General features: G+C 67.4%; 20 protein-coding genes. 9 read left to right on the top strand and 11 right to left on the bottom strand.

Annotation, left to right across the window (positions count from 1 at the left end; translation table 11 throughout):
- The first annotated feature begins 63 nt into the window (after positions 1–63).
- Genes dapF through AQ619_RS17620 form a run of 4 tightly spaced genes read left to right on the top strand, consistent with a single transcriptional unit; the run spans position 64 to position 3,498 of the window.
- The gene (dapF, locus tag AQ619_RS17635) at positions 64–918 is read left to right on the top strand and encodes a diaminopimelate epimerase (protein ID WP_062150792.1); all 855 of its coding nucleotides are present in this window, start codon (positions 64–66) and stop codon (positions 916–918) included.
- Positions 831–1,742, top strand: coding sequence for an SDR family NAD(P)-dependent oxidoreductase (locus tag AQ619_RS17630; RefSeq protein ID WP_166504297.1), 912 nt, complete (start codon positions 831–833; stop codon positions 1,740–1,742). Before dapF ends, AQ619_RS17630 begins: the two co-directional genes overlap by 88 nt.
- Positions 1,739–3,070: a tRNA (N(6)-L-threonylcarbamoyladenosine(37)-C(2))-methylthiotransferase MtaB gene (mtaB, locus tag AQ619_RS17625; protein ID WP_062150788.1), complete on the top strand. Its 1,332-nt coding sequence runs from the start codon at positions 1,739–1,741 to the stop codon at positions 3,068–3,070. The genes AQ619_RS17630 and mtaB overlap by 4 nt, the downstream gene beginning before the upstream one ends.
- Positions 3,067–3,498 (top strand): GFA family protein, encoded by a 432-nt coding sequence (locus AQ619_RS17620; protein WP_062150787.1) that lies wholly within the window; start codon positions 3,067–3,069, stop codon positions 3,496–3,498. Before mtaB ends, AQ619_RS17620 begins: the two co-directional genes overlap by 4 nt.
- Before the next feature lie 177 nt (positions 3,499–3,675).
- On the opposite strand, the gene AQ619_RS17615 is transcribed toward AQ619_RS17620, so the two are convergent.
- The 4 genes from AQ619_RS17615 to AQ619_RS17600 form a co-directional block, all read right to left on the bottom strand.
- A complete protein-coding gene (locus AQ619_RS17615) occupies positions 3,676–4,674 on the bottom strand; it encodes a TerC family protein (RefSeq protein ID WP_062150784.1) in 999 nt (332 codons plus the stop codon).
- Positions 4,675–4,839: 165 nt separating this feature from the next.
- Positions 4,840–5,025 carry a hypothetical protein gene (locus AQ619_RS17610; protein WP_062150782.1) on the bottom strand — a complete coding sequence of 62 codons (186 nt, stop codon included), beginning with the start codon at positions 5,023–5,025 and terminating at the stop codon, positions 4,840–4,842.
- Positions 5,022–5,480: a tellurite resistance TerB family protein gene (locus AQ619_RS17605; RefSeq protein ID WP_084746145.1), complete on the bottom strand. Its 459-nt coding sequence runs from the start codon at positions 5,478–5,480 to the stop codon at positions 5,022–5,024. The genes AQ619_RS17610 and AQ619_RS17605 overlap by 4 nt, the downstream gene beginning before the upstream one ends.
- Before the next feature lie 226 nt (positions 5,481–5,706).
- The gene (locus AQ619_RS17600) at positions 5,707–6,423 is read right to left on the bottom strand and encodes a trimeric intracellular cation channel family protein (protein WP_062150779.1); all 717 of its coding nucleotides are present in this window, start codon (positions 6,421–6,423) and stop codon (positions 5,707–5,709) included.
- A gap of 91 nt (positions 6,424–6,514) precedes the next feature.
- Here AQ619_RS17600 and ftsY point away from each other — a divergent pair, with 91 nt between their 5' ends.
- The 3 genes from ftsY (at position 6,515) to AQ619_RS17585 (ending at position 8,711) form a co-directional block, all read left to right on the top strand.
- Positions 6,515–7,456 (top strand): signal recognition particle-docking protein FtsY, encoded by a 942-nt coding sequence (gene ftsY, locus AQ619_RS17595; protein WP_062150776.1) that lies wholly within the window; start codon positions 6,515–6,517, stop codon positions 7,454–7,456.
- Positions 7,457–7,459: 3 nt separating this feature from the next.
- Entirely contained in the window at positions 7,460–8,056 is a 597-nt protein-coding gene (locus AQ619_RS17590; protein WP_062150773.1) for an inner membrane-spanning protein YciB, read from the top strand.
- A gap of 103 nt (positions 8,057–8,159) precedes the next feature.
- Positions 8,160–8,711 carry a MarR family winged helix-turn-helix transcriptional regulator gene (locus AQ619_RS17585; RefSeq protein WP_062150771.1) on the top strand — a complete coding sequence of 184 codons (552 nt, stop codon included), beginning with the start codon at positions 8,160–8,162 and terminating at the stop codon, positions 8,709–8,711.
- 7 nt (positions 8,712–8,718) lie between these two features.
- Here the strand turns inward: AQ619_RS17585 and AQ619_RS17580 are convergent, their stop codons facing one another.
- From AQ619_RS17580 to ccmA, 7 genes are all read right to left on the bottom strand, one after another.
- Entirely contained in the window at positions 8,719–8,994 is a 276-nt protein-coding gene (locus AQ619_RS17580; RefSeq protein WP_062150768.1) for a hypothetical protein, read from the bottom strand.
- Between the two features lie 140 nt (positions 8,995–9,134).
- Positions 9,135–9,650, bottom strand: a complete 516-nt coding sequence (locus tag AQ619_RS17575; RefSeq protein WP_062150764.1) for a DsbE family thiol:disulfide interchange protein — start codon at positions 9,648–9,650, stop codon at positions 9,135–9,137.
- Positions 9,647–9,820 carry a heme exporter protein CcmD gene (gene ccmD / locus AQ619_RS18920; RefSeq protein ID WP_084746142.1) on the bottom strand — a complete coding sequence of 58 codons (174 nt, stop codon included), beginning with the start codon at positions 9,818–9,820 and terminating at the stop codon, positions 9,647–9,649. The genes AQ619_RS17575 and ccmD overlap by 4 nt, the downstream gene beginning before the upstream one ends.
- 15 nt (positions 9,821–9,835) lie before the next feature.
- Positions 9,836–10,573: a heme ABC transporter permease CcmC gene (ccmC, locus tag AQ619_RS17570; RefSeq protein WP_062150760.1), complete on the bottom strand. Its 738-nt coding sequence runs from the start codon at positions 10,571–10,573 to the stop codon at positions 9,836–9,838.
- A 52-nt stretch (positions 10,574–10,625) separates the two neighbouring features.
- Positions 10,626–11,243 carry a Spy/CpxP family protein refolding chaperone gene (locus AQ619_RS17565; protein WP_062150758.1) on the bottom strand — a complete coding sequence of 206 codons (618 nt, stop codon included), beginning with the start codon at positions 11,241–11,243 and terminating at the stop codon, positions 10,626–10,628.
- 156 nt (positions 11,244–11,399) lie between these two features.
- On the bottom strand, positions 11,400–12,065 hold the full coding sequence (ccmB, locus tag AQ619_RS17560; protein ID WP_062150755.1) for a heme exporter protein CcmB: 666 nt from the start codon (positions 12,063–12,065) through the stop codon (positions 11,400–11,402).
- Positions 12,062–12,664, bottom strand: a complete 603-nt coding sequence (gene ccmA / locus AQ619_RS17555) for a heme ABC exporter ATP-binding protein CcmA (RefSeq protein ID WP_062150752.1) — start codon at positions 12,662–12,664, stop codon at positions 12,062–12,064. The genes ccmB and ccmA overlap by 4 nt, the downstream gene beginning before the upstream one ends.
- A gap of 180 nt (positions 12,665–12,844) precedes the next feature.
- On the opposite strand from ccmA, the gene acnA reads away from it, so the two are divergent.
- A complete protein-coding gene (acnA, locus tag AQ619_RS17550; protein WP_062150749.1) occupies positions 12,845–15,532 on the top strand; it encodes an aconitate hydratase AcnA in 2,688 nt (895 codons plus the stop codon).
- A gap of 144 nt (positions 15,533–15,676) precedes the next feature.
- A complete protein-coding gene (locus tag AQ619_RS17545) occupies positions 15,677–16,387 on the top strand; it encodes a DUF1223 domain-containing protein (RefSeq protein ID WP_062150747.1) in 711 nt (236 codons plus the stop codon).
- The last annotated feature ends 579 nt before the right edge of the window (positions 16,388–16,966 follow it).

The following is a 16,966-nucleotide window of genomic DNA, read 5'->3' as shown; positions in this document are numbered from 1 at the left end:
AAATGAGCGCGGCACACACCCGGCTCTGACTTGGCGACGGTTTTCCACTATATAGCCCCCACCATGAGCCGCACCTTCCTCAAGATGAACGGCCTCGGCAACGACTTCGTCGTGATCGAGACCGCCAGCCAGCCCTTCGAGCCGACGCCGGAGGCGATCCGCGCCATCGCCAAACGCGGCGATGGTGGCATCGGCTGTGACCAGGTCATCGCCATCGACCCGCCGCGCAGCGCGGGCGCATCGGCCTATGTCCGGTTCTGGAATGCAGACGGCGAGGTGGCCGGGGCCTGCGGCAACGGCACGCGCTGCGTGGCCTGGCTGCTGATGCAGCCGGCCGGCAAGGACAGCGTGGCCTTTGATACCGTGGCCGGCCGCCTGTCGGGCCAGATGGCCGGCGACAAGCGGGTCACAGTCGATATGGGCCGGCCGGGCCTCGACTGGACCCAGATCCCGCTGTCGGAGGAGATGAATACCGAGCGGGTCGAGCTGCAGGTCGGTCCGATCGACGCGCCGCTGGTCCACACGCCGGTCTGCGTCTCGATGGGCAATCCGCATGTGGTGTTCTTCGTCGACGCGCCCGTCACCGACGCCTTCGCCACCGGCACCGGCTCGCTGGTCGAGCATCACCCGCTGTTCCCGCAAGGCGTCAATGTCGGCTTCGCGCACGTTCAGTCCCGCGACCATATCAGACTGAAAGTCTGGGAGCGCGGCGCGGGCCTGACCCTGGCCTGCGGCACCGGCGCCTGCGCCGCCCAGGTGGCCGCCGTGCGCCGGGGCCTGACCGACCGCACCGCCACCGTCGAATTCGAGAGCGGCAGCCTGGTCATCGAATGGCGCGAGGCCGACGGCCACGTGATCATGACCGGCCCGATCACCCTGGAATACACCGGCAAGCTGCCGGAGAAGGTCGTCGCATGAGCCTTCATCCCGCCCTTGAGGCCGGCAAGACGGCGGTCATTACCGGCGCCGCCGACGGCATCGGCCTGGCCGCCGCCAAGATCTTCCGCGAGCTGGGCCTCAACGTCGTCATGGCCGACGTCACCGGTCGCAAGCTGAAACAGGAAGCCGAGGCCATCGGCGCGATCGCCGTGCCCACCGACGTCGCCGACCGCGCGGCCGTCGAGGCCCTGAAGGCTGTCGCGATCGAAAAGTTCGGCGCGGTCGACGTGCTGATGAACAATGCCGGGGTCGGCGGCGGTGGCGATGCCTTCGCCGGCGACGACGCCTGGTCGCGCATCCTCGACGTCAATCTGTGGGGCGTGATCAACGGCGTGCAGGTGTTCGGCGAGGAGATGGCCCTGTCGGGTCGTCCCGGCCTGATCATCAATACCGGCTCCAAGCAGGGCATCACCCAGCCGCCCGGCGACACGGCCTATAATGTCTCCAAGTCGGCGGTGAAGGCCCTGACCGAGGGCCTGGCCCACACCCTGCGCCAGACCGAAGACTGCCAGGTCGCCGCCCACCTGCTGATCCCCGGCTACACCTTCACCGGCATGACCAAGCGCGGTCCGGGCGGCAAGCCCGACGCGGCCTGGACGCCCGAGCAGGTCGTCCACTTCATGCTGGCCCGCATCGAGGCCGGCGACTTCTACATCCTGTGCCCCGACAATGACGTCACCCGCGCGGTCGATGAAAAGCGCATGGCCTGGGCCATGGGCGACATCATCGAAAACCGCCCGGCCCTGTCGCGCTGGCATCCCGACTGGAAGGACGCCTTCGCGGCGTTCATGGAAAAGTCGTGACGACCTACACCGTCATCTCGCGCCCGCCGGCGCCCAAGCCCGCCATCGGCGAAGAGGGCGGCCCGGCGGTGGTCTCGTCGGGTCCCGACGGCGTCGATGTCGTCACCTTCGGCTGCCGGCTCAACGCCTATGAGTCCGAGGCCATCCGGGCGCGGGCCAGCGCTGACGGCCTGTCGGACGCGGTGGTGTTCAACACCTGCGCCGTGACCAATGAAGCCGTGCGCCAGGCCCGGCAGGCGATCCGCAAGGCGCGGCGGGAGCGGCCCGACGCCCGGCTGATCGTCACCGGCTGCGCCGCCCAGATCGACCCCGCCGCCTTCGCCGCCATGCCGGAAGTCGACCTTGTCCTGGGCAATGCCGAAAAGGCCGCGCCCGGTGCCCTGCTCGACACCTCCACCCGCGTGCGGGTCAATGACATCATGTCGATCAAGGAGACCGCCGGTCACCTGATCGCCGGCCTCAAGGACCGCGCCCGGGCCTATGTCGAGGTCCAGAACGGCTGCGACCACCGCTGCACCTTCTGCATCATCCCGTTCGGACGCGGCAATTCGCGCTCGGCCCCGGCCGGTGAGGTGGTCGAACAGATCCGCCGTCTGGCCGCCGAGGGCTATAATGAGGTGGTGCTGACCGGCGTCGACGTCACCTCGTGGGGCACCGACCTGCCGGGTCAGCCGACGCTTGGCCAACTAGTGGGCCGGATCCTCAAGCTGGTGCCCGACCTGCCGCGCCTGCGCCTGTCGTCGATCGACGCGGCCGAGATCGATCCGGATCTGTTCAGGCTGCTCGAGACCGAGACGCGCCTGATGCCCTATCTGCACCTGTCACTGCAGGCCGGGGACAATATGATCCTCAAGCGGATGAAGCGTCGCCATAACCGCGAGGATGCACTCAAGCTGGTCTCCGAGGTGCGCCGCGTGCGTCCCGACACCGCCTTCGGCGCCGACCTGATCGCCGGCTTCCCGACCGAGACCGATGAGGCGTTCGAAAACACCCTGAAACTGGTGGAAGAAGCCGGCCTCGCCTTCCTGCACGTCTTCCCCTACAGCGCCCGCCCCGGCACACCCGCCGCGCGGATGCCGCCGGTCAGGGGGACGGTGATCAAGGACCGCGCCCGTCGCCTGCGTGAAGCGGGGCAGGCGGGACTGGAGCGTCACCTGCAGCGCCAGGTCGGCCGCGTGCTGTCGGGCCTGGTCGAGCGCGACGGCGTCGCCCGGGCCGAGGATTTCACCGAGATCGCCTTTGCGGGCGAAGCACCCTCCGGCCAGATCCTGGCCTTCCGGGTCACGGGCCATGACGGGTCGCGGGTGATCGCCGAGCGGGTGCCGTGAGCCTGAGCGGCGGCTGCCAGTGCGGTGCCGTCCGCTTCCGGGTCGAGGGAGACCCCGGCCGCGCCTCGATCTGCCATTGCCGCATGTGCCAGAAGGCCTTTGCCGGCCCGTTCGGAGCGCTGGTTACGGTCGAGGTGGCTAACCTGACCTGGACGCGCGGCGCCCCGGCCCATTTCCAGAGTTCGGATCAGATCCAGCGCGGCTTCTGCGCCGCCTGCGGTACGCCCCTGACCTTCGCGTGGAGCGACAGCAAGATCGATCTGGCGGTCTTCGCCTTCGATGACCCGTCGGTGGTTGAGCCCGGGGTTCAGCTGGCTGTCGAGGGTCGGCCGGCCTGGATGGATCATCTGGCGCAGATGCCGGTGCGGCCGCCGATCGGGCCGGGCGGCTCGGTGGCGTCGCGCCAGCACCCGGACCACGACACCTAGCGGCCACAGCTTGTTCCCGACTGCGGCAGTCATCGTCGCGATCTTCAACCTCAGAACAAAGGGATTCCCGCAGGCCTTCTGCAGGGGTCACCTCCCCCGTCACAGCCATGAAAAAACCGGGCCGGACAGGGTCCGACCCGGTTCTTCTTCAGATCGCCCGGAGGACCGGGCGAGCGCTTAGGCGCTTGCGCCGGGAGCCCCCGGAAGGGCGGGGGCCTTGCGGGTCTTCCACAGAGACCAGCCGACGCCGGCGGCCAGGATGGCGAAGGTGATCGACAGCGACAGGGCGGCGGGGAACTTCTCCCAGCCCAGGGCGTCGGCGATGAAGATCTTGCCGCCGATGAACACCAGCAGCACGGCCAGGGCCTGCTTGAGATAGGCGAAGCGGTGCAACACGGCCGCCAGGGCGAAGTACAGAGCCCGCAGGCCCAGGATCGCCATGATGTTGGAGGTGTAGACGATATAGGGATCGGTGGTGATGGCGAAGATCGCCGGCACCGAGTCGACGGCGAAGACCAGATCGGCCAGCTCGACCAGCACCAGGGCCAGGAACAGCGGGGTGGCCAGTCGGGCGGCCTTGCCGGTACGCGAGTCGATGCCCTGAACGAAGAAGCGGTCACCGTGCAGCGTGTCGCTGATCGGCAGCACGCGGCGCAGCCATTTCAGGGCGGGGTTATTGGCCAGGTCCATGGGCTTGTCGCCGGCAAACAGCATCTTCACGCCGGTCAGGATCAGGAAGGCGGCGAAGATGTACAGCACCCAGCCGAACTCGCTGACCAGGGCGGCACCGACACCGATCATGATGGCCCGCAGCACGATCACGCCGAGAATGCCCCAGAACAGCACCCGGTGCTGCAGGGCCGGCGGAATGGCGAAGAAGCCGAAGATCAGGGCAATGACGAAGACATTGTCGATCGCCAGGCTTTTCTCGATCACGAAGCCGGTCAGGTATTCGACTCCGGCGGTCGCGCCCAGCTGCATCCAGACCAGGCCGCCGAAGCCCAGTCCCAGGCTGATATAGACGAGTGACATCACCAGGCTCTGGCGGACGCCGATCTCGCGGGTCTTGCGGTTCAGTATGCCCAGGTCAAAGGCCAGCAGGGTCACTACCGCCAGCATGAAGCCCGCCCACATCCAGAGCGGCTTGCCGATCACCGGCAGGTTCAGAAATTCCATGGTTTTGTTCAGGTCCTAGGGTCCGCCGGACCTGAAAGGCTCAGGTCGTTCGCGGCGGATGGGTCTTGAGGCAGGCCTTGACGGCGGAGGCATCGCGGCATGACGGCTGCCCCCACAGGTCAATCCTGTAGGGGCAGTGTCACGATCCAGCAGACTCCGGAGGGTCTAGACGCGGATATCCAGAAAGCCCCGGTTCAGGGGGCGCGGCGCCGGATTGCGATCGACCCTGTCGGGTTCGGTCACGGGCTTGGCGGTCGGCTGGCTGGCGTGGGATGCCGCCTGGACCAGGGCTTGCTGGGCCAGTTGCGGTGAGACCCAGGCGGTGGGGGGTGCGTAGCCGCCGACTCTCATCGCCGCCCCGCCGCCGTGATCAGATCGAACTGGATCGGATGCAGGGCCAGCAGATCGCAGATCCTCAACAGGACGTCGCGTTCCTCGGCATCCAGTCCGCCATCGGCCGCCGCCACGGCGCAGGCTGAATTGACCACCAGACGGGCCACATCGTCCCGGCCGCGCAGGCGGCGAATGGCCATTTCGGCCTCGAAGCGGGCGGTCTCAGGATCCTGCTCAAAGCGCTGGTCGAGGGCCTCGAAGGCCTCCAGAGCATCATCGATTCCGAACAGGGCCAGGGCCGGCAGACCGCGCATGCGGTCCAGCATCCGGCCCCGCTCATCCGGCGTTACCCAGCCGTCGGCCTGGGCGACCAGGGCGCAGGCGGCCACCAGGGCGTCGAGTTGATCGAGTTGGGCCGGGGTCCAGGTCTCGACGATGCGCGTTCGCGCGGCTTGAAGGGTGCTGATTGACATCTTGGGCTCTCCTCTGTTGGGAGGGTGCGCCCGACGCCGGGGTTGCTGGGTTCTTGAGGGGGGGGGGACGACCCACTGGACCCGGCATCGAGCGCACCCGATGCGGTCCGACATCACGACCGCGCCCTTCAGCTGCGTGGTACGTCAGAGGGGCCCGGCCCGCTACAGACAGATTGTGCGTTCTGACGGCGAAGGCAAGGGGCAGGATTATTGATCTTGAGAATGGTCATGATGAAATTTCATCATCATGACTCGGGATCCTTGGGCGCCGGCCTTGCGATTCGTCCTCGACCGCCGCCATCACTTCGCCGCCGGCGAACCCCGGAAGGCTCCAGCCGAGCTTGATCGCCGCCGCCCGCAGGCCGAACGCAGCGACGAAGCCGGCGATGCCGGCCGGCCAGAACGGCGCGCCCAGCAGTTGCAGTACGGCGAACACCGAGGCCCCCAGCAGGGCGGCCGTGATATAGATCTCGCGTCGCAGCAGCAGGTTGGGCTCCTCGGCCAGCACGTCGCGGATCACGCCGCCAAAGGCCGTGGTCAGGACGCCCATCACCACGGCGGTGATCGGGTGGACTCCGAGGCTCAGGGCCTTGGCCGTGCCGACCACCGCATAGGCGGCCATGCCCAGGGCGTCGAGCCACAGCAGGGCCCGGAACCGCCAGCCGCGCTTGCCCAGGGACCAGATCACTGCCGCCGCCGCCAGGCAGGCCAGGATATAGCCCGGCCTCTGGATCCAGAAGACCGGGGCTCCGATCAGCAGGTCGCGCAGGGTTCCACCCCCGACGCCGGTGATCGCCGCGAAGAAGCCGAAGGTGATGATGTCGTGTTTGCGCCGCGCGGCGGCCAGGGCACCGGTGGCCCCGAACACGGCAGCGGCGGCATAGTCCAGCCAGAACAGGGCCGTCGCCAGGGGGTCAGCGGTCGGGTCGAGGAGCGGGTCCATGACCGTTCATGCCACGGGCGGGCCGGCGGCGGAAACCATGTGGCGGTAATATCTGATTTACACTTTCGCCCGTTCCCCTAAAGGAGCGCTGATGAGCGATAAGCCCGAGCAGAAACAAGGCTGGTTCCAGCGCCTGACATCGGGCCTGACCCGGTCGTCCCAGGCCATGACCGAGCAGGTCGCGGGCGTCTTCACCAAGAAGCCCCTCGATCAGGAACAGCTGGACGCCCTGGAAGAGATGCTGATCGAGGCCGATCTGGGCCCTCAGATTGCCGCGCGCATCACCGAGGCCTTCGGCAAGGCGCGGTTTGGCCGCTCCTCGACGGAGAACGAGGTCAAGGAAGCCCTGGCCGAGCTGGTCGCCGCCGAACTGGCTGACCGCGAAGGCCGCTTTGATCCCCTGTCAGGCCCGCGTCCCTATGTGGTGCTGTTCATCGGCGTCAATGGCTCGGGCAAGACCACTACCCTGGGCAAGATCGCGTCGGACCTGACCGAGAAGGGGGCCCGTGTCCTGATCGCCGCCGGCGACACCTTCCGCGCCGCGGCCGTCGAGCAGCTGAAGGTCTGGGCCGACCGGGCCGGGGCCGACTTCATGTCCAAGCCCACCGGCTCTGATGCCGCCGCCCTGGCCTATGAGGCCGTCGAGCGGGCCAAGGCCGAGCATTATGACGTCGTGCTGATCGATACCGCCGGCCGCCTGCAGAACAAGCAGGGCCTGATGGACGAGCTCCTGAAGGTCATCCGGGTGGTGAAGAAGGTCGATCCCGACTATCCGCACGAGACCCTTCTGGTGCTGGACGCCACGGTCGGCCGCAACGCCCTGGCCCAGGAAAAGATCTTCGGCAACCAGGTCGGCGTCTCCGGCATTGTCATGACCAAGCTGGACGGCACGGCCCGTGGCGGTGTTCTGGTGCCGGTGGCCCGGGCCAGCGACAGTCCGATCAAGCTGATCGGGGTGGGCGAGGGCGTCGAGGACCTGCAACCGTTCAATGCCCGCGCTTTCTCGCGCTCGCTGGTCGGGCTGGAGGACTAGGTCTTGAGCGAACCGAAAAACAAGGCCGCCTGGGTTCGGACCGCCGTCGATTACGGCGCGCCGATCGCCTTTGCCGTCGCCTATTTCACCACCAAGAACTTCGAGACCGCCACCTGGGTGCTGGTCGCCGCATCGGCCGTGGCCCTGGCCGTCGGCTATGCCGTCGAACGCCGCGTCGCCTTGCTGCCGCTGTTCTCGGGCGTCATGGCCCTGATCTTCGGGACCCTGGGCCTGATCTTCCACAGCGACGTGTTCGTGAAGATCAAGGTCACGGTGGTCAACGGTGCCCTGGCGGCCTTCATGATCGGCGGGGCCCTGATGAACCGCGCGCCCCTGAAGGCCCTGATGGGCGAGGCCATGCATTTGCCCGACGCGGCCTGGCGGACCCTGACCCTGCGCTATGGCGGCTATTTCGCCCTCGTGGCCATCCTGAACGAAATTGTCCGCCTGACCCAGGACACGCCCAACTGGGTCAAGTTCCGCATTGCCCTGTTGCCCCTGGCGATCATCTTCTCCCTGACCCAGGTGCCGTTCATGATGAAGCACATGGCCAAGGGCGAGGAGCCGGCCGCACCCGAGCCCCCTGACGCCGGCTTTTAGGCCCCTGGGGGCGGTCGTTCCGCCGTTCACGGATCACCGTCGTCAAATCGACGTGTTACAATGATAGGGGTAGTCCGTCGGCGGATCGGACGAAGGCGAAGTCATGGCCAAGACCAAGGTTGAAAAGAGCGGAGGCCTGCTGGAGCGGTCGCCGAGCCATCTGTTGCACCGGGTGCTGCAACTGGCGCTGGATATCTATGCGGAGGAATGCGGGGCGGCGGGCATCACCCAGCGCCAGTTCGCAGTGCTCTCGGCCGTGGCCCAGAACGAGGGCGTCACCCAGACGGCCCTGGTCAAGGCCACCGGCATTGACCGCTCGACCCTGGCCGACATGGTCGCCCGGATGATCACCAAGGGCCATCTGGAACGCCAGCGCTCCGACCAGGATGCCCGCGCCAACAGCGTGCGATTGTCAGACTCGGGCCGGGCCATTCTGGAAGAGGTCGCGCCGATGGTGGCCATGGCCGATGCCCGGATCCTCGCCCTGCTCAAGCCCGGCAAGCGCGACGGCTTTTTGAGCCTGCTGGCCGACATGGCCGGCGCCGACCTGCATCCGGGAGTCGACGCCGAGCCCAAGGCCAAGAAGGCCAAGGCCGACAAGCCGAAGAAAGACAAGAAGCCCAAGAAGGACAAGGCCGCCAAGAAGGCGGCCTAAGGCCCTCCTAAATCACGATATTCAGCAGCGAGCCCGGGCGCAGGATCTTCTGCGGCTGGGTTTCCGGCTGCACGAAGGGCCGGGCCGGGGGCTGGCGTTGCGGTTGGGCCTGGGTCTGGGCCTGCATTTGCACCGCGGCGGCGGCCGGAGCCGGCCGGGCCGGGGCGGCGTCGCCCATGGCGGCCTGGAAAAAGGCCGAACGCGTCGCCGCGCCGCCCGACGCAGGGGTCGAGGCGGGTCTGGCGGGGGCCGAAGGCCAGCCGGCGGGACGGACGGTGCTCATGACTCGAAGTGTAACATGGTTAACTGAAAGTCTGCGAGCATGGTCAATGTTGGGTTAACGCGGAAGCGCCGCGACCTGTCAGCGCACCTTGAACCCTGTCATCCCCGCCGCAGCGGAGTGGAGATCCGGGACGACCGTTTCTAGCGGGCCTTGGCCAGCAGATCCTCGGCCGCTTCCGGCGTCAGGGGGCCGGTATGCTTGGCCAGGATCATGCCGTCCGAGCCGATCAGATAGGTCTCCGGCACACCGGTGACGCCAAATTCCAGGCCCGCCTCGCCCTTGCGATCCACGAGCCGGGCGGCAAAGGGGTCGCCGAGCCGGGTCAGGAAGGCCTGGGTATTGGGCGGGGCGTCCTTGTAGGCGATGCCGATCACCTTCACGCCCTGGGCGTTCAGGGCCATCAGCTGCGGGTGCTCGATCTCGCAGGGCGCGCACCAGGAGGCGAAGAAATTGACCAGTACCGGCCCGCCGCGGGTGATGTCCGTCAGGGCGACCGGCTGGCCCGTGGACAGGTCGGGCAGGGTCAGGGCCGGCATCGGCTTGCCGACCAGGGCGTGGGGCTGGATCTTTGGGTCGCGCTTGAGGGCATAGCCGGCGAACAGCAGGGCCAGGGCCGCCAGGACTGCCAGGGGCGCGAAGGCCAGCCAGCGCTTCATGGGGCGTCGGTTCCGGCCGCCAGTTCGGCCTGCAGCCGCTCGGCCTCCTGTTTCCAGCGCCGGGCCAGGCTGAGGCTGCTAAAGATCATCCAGCCAAAGGCCGCCGCACTGACCGCAAAGGCCGGCCAGACATAGACGGCGTATTTCCCGGCATCGAAATCGAAGTGCATCTCAGCGCCCCATGATCAGGATTCTGCCCGGCGCAGGGCCAGGGCGCGGGCCTTGCGCCGCCAGACCAGGGCCCGGATGCGCACCAGCCACAGCGAGCCGAAGGCCGACAGATAGGCCAGGCTCATCAGGGCCCAGGGCCAGAGATAGACGGCCGGCAGCCGGTTTTCCGGCCGGGCGAACAGGGTCGAGGAACCCTGGTGCAGGGTGTTCCACCAGTCGACCGAGAACTTGACTACCGGCAGGTTGATCAGGCCGACCAGGGCCAGGATGGCGGCGGCGCGGGCCGCCTTCTGCTCGTCCTCCAGCGCGCCGCGCAGGGCCAGATAGCCGAGATAGAACAGGAACAGCACCAGCACCGAGGTCATGCGGGCGTCCCATTGCCACCAGGTCCCCCACATCGGCTTGCCCCACAGGGAGCCGGTGATCAGGGCCAGGGCGGTGAAGACGGCTCCCAGGGGCGCGCAGGCCCGGGCGGCGGCGTCGGCCAGGGCGTGGCGGAAGACCAGGGACAGCAGGCTGGCCCCGCCGAGGAACAGATAGATCAGCATGCTCATGACTGCGGCGGGCACATGGATGAACATCATCCGCACCGTGTCGCCCTGCTGGTAATCCTCCGGCGCGGCAAAGGTCAGGGCCAGGCCGATGACGGCCAGTCCGGCGGCAATGCCCCCGAACATCGGCGCGGCCCACCGTGAGAAGGCCATGAACCGCTCAGGGTTGGTCAGGAAATCAAACGGGTGTCGGGCGTCCATGGAGTGCTGATTAAAGCTCTGCATGGACGCCCGCAATGCGTATCGACCCTTATCACCCGGCCTTGGGCTTGATGATGATCCGGCGCTCTTCCTTGTGTTCGCCCATCGGCGGACCGCCATGGCGGGTTTCAAGGTGCCGGACGATCATGCGCGGACTACCACCGCGTGGGCCCAGAGCATCGAAGGCCTTCTGCTGGCTGGGTGACAGGGCGGCATAGAAGGCCTTGGTCGCTGTGGCGCGCTTCTGGAAGGTTTCGGCCATCCTGGCCATGTGGGCCGCCTGACGGTCCAGACGTTCCGGCGTGGTCAGGCCCTTGTCATCGTCCTCGTCGCCATCCGGGCGCCCCGCCTTCATGGCCTCGGCCATTTTCTGCGGCGCGGTGGCGTCGAGATAGGTCTTCAGGGCGGCGTCCTGGTCGGGGCGCAGTTGCAGGACGTCGCGCAGATGCTTGGCGTGCTGCTCCGGATCGCCCGGCATGCGGTGGTGCATCACCATCATGCCTTCGCCGCCCATCATCATGGCTTCCATGGGGGGCAGGGGCGGCAGGGGTGGAGGCGGCGGTGCGGGCGGTGGCGGTGGCGGCATCTGGGCCAGGGCGGCCCCGCCACCGGCGACGATGGCCAGAACGGCGCCGGCCGCCAGGGCCAGGCGGCGCGTGGAACTGTGCATGTTGGTGTCTCCCTCAGAACCAAGTCTGGCGAGAGTTTGAGCACCGCCATATGGCGCGAAAATGTCATAAAACATGAAGGATGTTACAGGTTTGTCGCGCAGCGAGACCTGATGTCTCGCCCCGAGACGCGTCGGGCCGACCCGTTCCGCCGGACCCTAGTCCAGGGCATTCCGGCAGGCTGCGGCCATGGCCAGGGGGCTCAGGCCTACGGCCGCCAGGCAATAGGCCAGCATCAGGAACAGGCCGCCGGTCCAGGGCAGGCCGCCGGCCAGGGCGTCCAGGGCTCCGGCCCCGAAGATCACCGGCGGCACATAGAGGGGCAGGACAATTACCGCGACCAGCAGGCCGCCGCGTCGGCTGCCGAGGGCGAGGCTGGCCCCGAGGCCGCCGAGGAAGGCGAAGGCCAGGCCGCCGAACAGGCCGCAGATCATCAGCAGGGGAATGATCTTAGCAGGGGCCCCCAGGGCCAGGGCGGCGATTGGCGCGGCCAGGGCCAGGGGCGCGCCCGAGGCCAGCCACTGGGCCAGGCACTTGGCGACGGCTACCGCTTCCAGGGAGGCCGGGCCGAGGGAGAGCAGGTCCAGGGCACCGTCCTCGAAGTCGCGCTCGAACAGGCGCTCGAGGGACAGCAGGGCCGACAGGGCGAGGGCCAGCCAGGCGATGCCGGGGGCCACGGCGGCCAGTTTTTCCGGGGCCCGGCCTGCGGCCATTGGAAGCAGGGTGACGACGCCGGCATAGAAGGCCAGGGCCAGCAGCGGCCCGCCGCCCTTGCCCCAGGCCAGGGCCAGTTCGCGACGCAGCAGGATCAGGAAGGCGGTCATGCCCCGACCTCGACCACCCGGGCGGCGACGGGCAGGGGGTCATGGACCGCCGCCAGGATCATGCCACCCCCGACCAGGTGCTCGGCCATCAGGGCCCCGAAGGCCAGGCGGTGGCCGGCGTCGAGCGGGGCCATGGGCTCGTCGAGCAGCCACAGGGTGCGGGGACTGGCCACCAGCCTGGCGAGGGCGAGCCGGCGACGCTGTCCGGCCGACAGGCGACGAACCTCCAGGTCCAGCAGGCGGACCAGATCGAATCGCTCCGCCGCCTGACGGGCCGTGGTCGGGGATCCGCCGCACCACAGGGTCTGGAAGCGCAGTTCCTCCCAGGCCGTGCGGGTGGACTTCAGGCCGTCCTGGTGGCCGACCATGTGCAGGTGTTCGGCGCGGGCAGCTTCAGGGTCCAGGTCGGCAAAGACAATCTCTCCGGCCTCGGGCCGCAGCAGTCCGGCCACGGCGCGCAGCAGGCTGGTCTTGCCGGCCCCGTTGCGGCCGGTCAGTTCCACTGCTTCACCGGCGTCGAGGTGCAGATTGAGTCCGGTGAACAGCCGCCGCTCGCCCCGCGAGATCGCCAGATCCTTGATGAGAACAGCTCTCAACATGCCAAGACCTTGTCCCGTGCATGGACGTTATCCATCAGCAGCGCTAAGAAGCCCTCGGCCGTCACCCTCCATAGAGTCAGGGGCGTACGCGGCGCGGGGATGGACGCTGTGGGTCCGCCTCGATCGCGCGATCCCGGGAGTGGTTTTCGGGCGGCCGTGGACAGAGAAGGGATCTCCCGAATGGCGTCTGTGGACAGCCTCAAAGCCCGCCGCGAACTTGTCGTCGGCGGCAAGACCTACGTCTATTACAGCCTTCGCGCCGCTGAGGAAGCCGGTCTGACCGGTGTTTCTTCGTTGCCGGTCTCGATGAAGGTGCTTCTCGAGAATCTGCTGCGCAATGAGGACGGTGTTTCGGTTGACGAACCCGACCTGAAGGCCGTCGCGGCCTGGCTGCAGAACAAGGGTGCCGTCGAGCACGAAATCAGCTTCCGCCCGGCGCGGGTGCTGATGCAGGACTTCACCGGCGTTCCCGCCGTGGTCGACCTTGCCGCCATGCGCGACGCCATGGTCGCCCTCGGCGCAGATCCGGCCAAGATCAATCCGCTGAACCCGGTGGACCTGGTCATCGACCACTCGGTGATGGTCGACAATTTCGGCAATGCCAAGGCCTATGACGACAACGTCAAGCGCGAGTACGAGCGCAATATCGAGCGCTACCGTTTCCTGCGCTGGGGCTCGTCGGCCTTCAACAATTTCCGCGTCGTGCCTCCCGGCACCGGCATCTGCCACCAGGTGAACCTGGAATATCTGGCCCAGACCGTCTGGACCAATGATGTCGACGGCGAAACCACCGCCTATCCCGACACCGTCGTCGGCACCGACAGCCACACCACCATGGTCAACGGCCTGGCGGTTCTGGGCTGGGGCGTGGGCGGTATCGAGGCGGAAGCGGCCATGCTGGGCCAGCCGATCCCGATGCTGATCCCGGAAGTCATCGGCTTCAAGCTGACCGGCGCCATGCCGGAAGGCGCGACGGCCACCGACCTGGTGCTGACCGTCACCCAGATGCTGCGCAAGAAGGGCGTGGTCGGCAAGTTCGTCGAATTCTACGGCGACGCCCTGGCCAACCTGACCCTGGAAGACCAGGCGACCATCGCCAACATGGCTCCGGAATATGGCGCGACCTGCGGCTTCTTCCCGATCTCGGCCGCGACCATCGCCTATCTGAAGGGCACCGGCCGCGACGCGGCCCGCGTCGCTCTGGTCGAGGCCTATGCCAAGGAACAGGGTCTGTGGTGGGAGCCCGGCGTCGCCGAGCCGACCTTCACCGACACCCTGGAACTGGACCTCTCGGTCGTCCTGCCGTCGCTGGCCGGCCCCAAGCGCCCGCAAGACCGGGTTCTGCTGACCGACGCGGCGTCCAAGTTCGCCGAGTCGCTGGCCGGTGAATTCGGCAAGGCCGAAAACCCCGAGCTGCGCGCTCCGGTCGAAGGCGAAAACTTCGATGTCGGTCACGGCGACGTGGTCATCGCGGCCATCACCTCCTGCACCAACACCTCCAACCCCTCGGTGCTGATCGCCGCCGGCCTGCTGGCCAAGAACGCGGTCGCCAAGGGTCTGAAGGTCAAGCCGTGGGTGAAGACCTCCCTGGCACCCGGCTCGCAGGTGGTCACCGACTATCTGCTCAAGGCCGGCCTGACCAAGCACCTCGACGCCCTCGGCTTCAACCTGGTCGGTTACGGCTGCACCACCTGTATCGGCAATTCCGGTCCTCTGCCGGAAGCGATCAGCAAGACGATCAGCGACAACGATCTGGTCGCCTGCTCGGTGCTGTCGGGCAACCGCAACTTCGAAGGCCGGGTGAATCCCGACGTTCGCGCCAACTACCTGGCCTCGCCGCCCCTGGTGGTGGCCTATGCCCTGGCCGGCTCGATGAAGATCGACCTGGCCACCCAGCCGATCGGCCAGGACAAGAAGGGCAATGACGTCTTCCTGAAGGACATCTGGCCTTCGAACGAAGACATCGCCGTCCTGCAGCGCAAGTCGGTCACCGAAAAGATGTTCGCCAGCCGTTATGGCGACGTCTTCAAGGGCGACAAGAACTGGCAGGGGATCAAGATCACCGGCGGCCAGACCTACGCCTGGGAAGGGGATTCGACCTACGTTCAGAATCCGCCCTACTTCCCCAACATGTCCATGACCCCGACCCCGGTCACCGACATCGTGGAAGCCCGCGTCCTGGCCGTGTTCGGCGACTCGATCACCACCGACCACATCAGCCCGGCCGGTTCGATCAAGGCCTCCAGCCCGGCCGGTCAGTACCTGATCGACAACGGCGTCGAGCCCATCGACTTCAACGGTTACGGCGCGCGTCGCGGCAACCACCAGGTCATGATGCGCGGCACCTTCGCCAATATCCGCATCCGCAACCGCATCACCCCGGACATCGAAGGGGGCGTCACCAAGCACTTCCCGTCGGGCCAGGTGATGTCGATCTATGATGCGGCCATGAAGTACCAGGAAGAGGGTCGCCCCTCGGTGGTCTTCGCCGGCAAGGAATACGGCACCGGCTCGTCGCGTGACTGGGCTGCCAAGGGCACCAAGCTGCTGGGCGTCCGGGCGGTGATCACCGAAAGCTTCGAGCGCATCCACCGTTCGAACCTGGTCGGCATGGGCGTTCTGCCGCTGCAGTTCATCCAGGACGGCTGGCAGAAGCTGGAACTGACCGGCGAGGAGATCGTCTCGATCCGCGGCCTCACCGACCTGGCCCCGCGCAAGCAGCTGATCGTCGAGCTCTATCGCCCGACCGATGGCCGCATCGCCCGCTTCCCGGTCCGCTGCCGCATCGACACCCCGACCGAGCTTGAATACTTCAAGAACGGCGGCGTGCTGAACTACGTGCTGCGCAACCTGGCCAAGGCTGACTAGCCAGAGGCAGATTCGCGAAAAGACGGCCCGTCGGAGCGATCCGGCGGGCCGTTTTCGTTTCCTGCGCGAAGTTTGGCAAAAGAACTTGGCCTTCACGGCCTCGTGAACGGCCTAGACCCGTGATCTTGGCTTAAGTGGCCCGCAATGCGTAAGGCCGCCCTCTCCCTGTTCTGTCTGGCTCTCTCGGGCCTTGCCGCCACCTCCGCCTGGGCCGCCAAGCCCCCGGTGGTCGTCGAGCTGTTCACGGCCCAGGGCTGCTCTTCCTGCGGCAAGGCCAACCAGCTGGCCGCCGATCTCGCCCAGCGTGACGGGGTCCTGGCCCTGACCTATTCGGTCGACTACTGGGACTATCTCGGCTGGAAGGACACCTTCGCCAAGCCGGTCTTCGCCGATCGCCAGCGGGCCTATGTCAAGAAGTTCGCCCTGCGCGACGTGCCCACGCCCCAGATGGTGGTCGGGGGCCGCGTCCAGGCGTCCGGGGCCAAGGCCGAGGCTGTCGAGGACCTGATCCGGACGGCGGCCAGGGCTCCCTCGAATCCGCCGGATATCGCCTTCGTCGGCAAGACCCGGGCGGCGGTGGGATCCGGTCCTGCACCCCGGGGCGGCGGCGAGGTCTGGCTGGTGCGGTATGATCCGCGCGAGCAGGACATTGCCGTCAAGCGTGGCGACAACAAGGGCCAGACCCTGGTCCATCGCAATGTGGTCCGCGAACTGGTCCGGCTGGGCAGCTGGTCCGGGCGGCCCAAGCTCTACCGCCTGCCGCCGGTGAGCGATCCCGAGCTCCAGACCGTCATTCTGGTTCAGGCCGCCAAGGGTGGCCGCATCATTGGCGTGCGCCAGGCCGTCGCGCCCTGACGGCTCCGAAGGCCTGAGCGCCATTCGGTCAGGTGACGTTCCGGGCCGCCGACTTTCCAGACCCCCAGATGCCAAAAAACCCGCGCGACCGAGGGGGGCGATCGCGCGAGCTCTTTTGGAGAGGGGCTGTTGGTCAGCAGACCGGCTCTGATCCGGAGTGGGCTGGGGGGGCTGTTCAGGGCCCCGGACCCGAAGCCGGTCGGCTGACCCTTGTTTTATCGCCCCGCAAACAGGCGCTACCACGTCCAAACCAAGGTCGTTTCAAGGCGACGGCCCGCCTTGTCAGCCAGCGGCCAGACAGCAGAAAGCCCGCGCGGTTGGGGGGGGGAAGACCGCGCGGGCTCGGTAGGGGAGGGGTTTAGGTCTGTCGGCCGACCGGCCCGCGATCAAGGGGGGCTGGGGGGCTGTTCAGGGTCCTGGACGACGAGATGTCCGATCAGCCGACACCGACAATCTGACGGCCCATGCAGGCGGCCGAAGGTCCAAATTAAGGTCCTTTCGCGGCGCCGTGTGTCGGTTTGGCCGCAATTGTTGCCCGCGTGACTGTCAGGCCACGCTCGCCAAACGGGGCGGAGTGGG

The sequence above is a fragment of the Caulobacter henricii genome (assembly GCF_001414055.1).
Taxonomy (GTDB): domain Bacteria; phylum Pseudomonadota; class Alphaproteobacteria; order Caulobacterales; family Caulobacteraceae; genus Caulobacter; species Caulobacter henricii.
This window is presented reverse-complemented; position numbering and strand designations above follow the sequence as displayed.

Excerpts from the sequence above, each read along its gene's own strand:
- AQ619_RS17565 (WP_062150758.1), bottom strand. The coding sequence starts at position 11,243 with ATGCACAGTTCCACGCGCCGCCTGGCCCTGGCGGCCGGCGCCGTTCTG.
- dapF (WP_062150792.1), top strand. The coding sequence starts at position 64 with ATGAGCCGCACCTTCCTCAAGATGAACGGCCTCGGCAACGACTTCGTC.
- AQ619_RS17585 (WP_062150771.1), top strand. The coding sequence starts at position 8,160 with ATGGCCAAGACCAAGGTTGAAAAGAGCGGAGGCCTGCTGGAGCGGTCG.
- ccmB (WP_062150755.1), bottom strand. The coding sequence starts at position 12,065 with ATGACCGCCTTCCTGATCCTGCTGCGTCGCGAACTGGCCCTGGCCTGG.
- AQ619_RS17580 (WP_062150768.1), bottom strand. The coding sequence starts at position 8,994 with ATGAGCACCGTCCGTCCCGCCGGCTGGCCTTCGGCCCCCGCCAGACCC.
- ccmD (WP_084746142.1), bottom strand. The coding sequence starts at position 9,820 with ATGCACTTCGATTTCGATGCCGGGAAATACGCCGTCTATGTCTGGCCG.
- AQ619_RS17600 (WP_062150779.1), bottom strand. The coding sequence starts at position 6,423 with ATGGACCCGCTCCTCGACCCGACCGCTGACCCCCTGGCGACGGCCCTG.
- AQ619_RS17605 (WP_084746145.1), bottom strand. The coding sequence starts at position 5,480 with ATGTCAATCAGCACCCTTCAAGCCGCGCGAACGCGCATCGTCGAGACC.
- AQ619_RS17545 (WP_062150747.1), top strand. The coding sequence starts at position 15,677 with ATGCGTAAGGCCGCCCTCTCCCTGTTCTGTCTGGCTCTCTCGGGCCTT.
- AQ619_RS17630 (WP_166504297.1), top strand. The coding sequence starts at position 831 with ATGGCGCGAGGCCGACGGCCACGTGATCATGACCGGCCCGATCACCCT.
- AQ619_RS17615 (WP_062150784.1), bottom strand. The coding sequence starts at position 4,674 with ATGGAATTTCTGAACCTGCCGGTGATCGGCAAGCCGCTCTGGATGTGG.
- AQ619_RS17575 (WP_062150764.1), bottom strand. The coding sequence starts at position 9,650 with ATGAAGCGCTGGCTGGCCTTCGCGCCCCTGGCAGTCCTGGCGGCCCTG.
- ccmC (WP_062150760.1), bottom strand. The coding sequence starts at position 10,573 with ATGGACGCCCGACACCCGTTTGATTTCCTGACCAACCCTGAGCGGTTC.
- ccmA (WP_062150752.1), bottom strand. The coding sequence starts at position 12,664 with ATGTTGAGAGCTGTTCTCATCAAGGATCTGGCGATCTCGCGGGGCGAG.
- AQ619_RS17610 (WP_062150782.1), bottom strand. The coding sequence starts at position 5,025 with ATGAGAGTCGGCGGCTACGCACCCCCCACCGCCTGGGTCTCACCGCAA.
- ftsY (WP_062150776.1), top strand. The coding sequence starts at position 6,515 with ATGAGCGATAAGCCCGAGCAGAAACAAGGCTGGTTCCAGCGCCTGACA.
- acnA (WP_062150749.1), top strand. The coding sequence starts at position 12,845 with ATGGCGTCTGTGGACAGCCTCAAAGCCCGCCGCGAACTTGTCGTCGGC.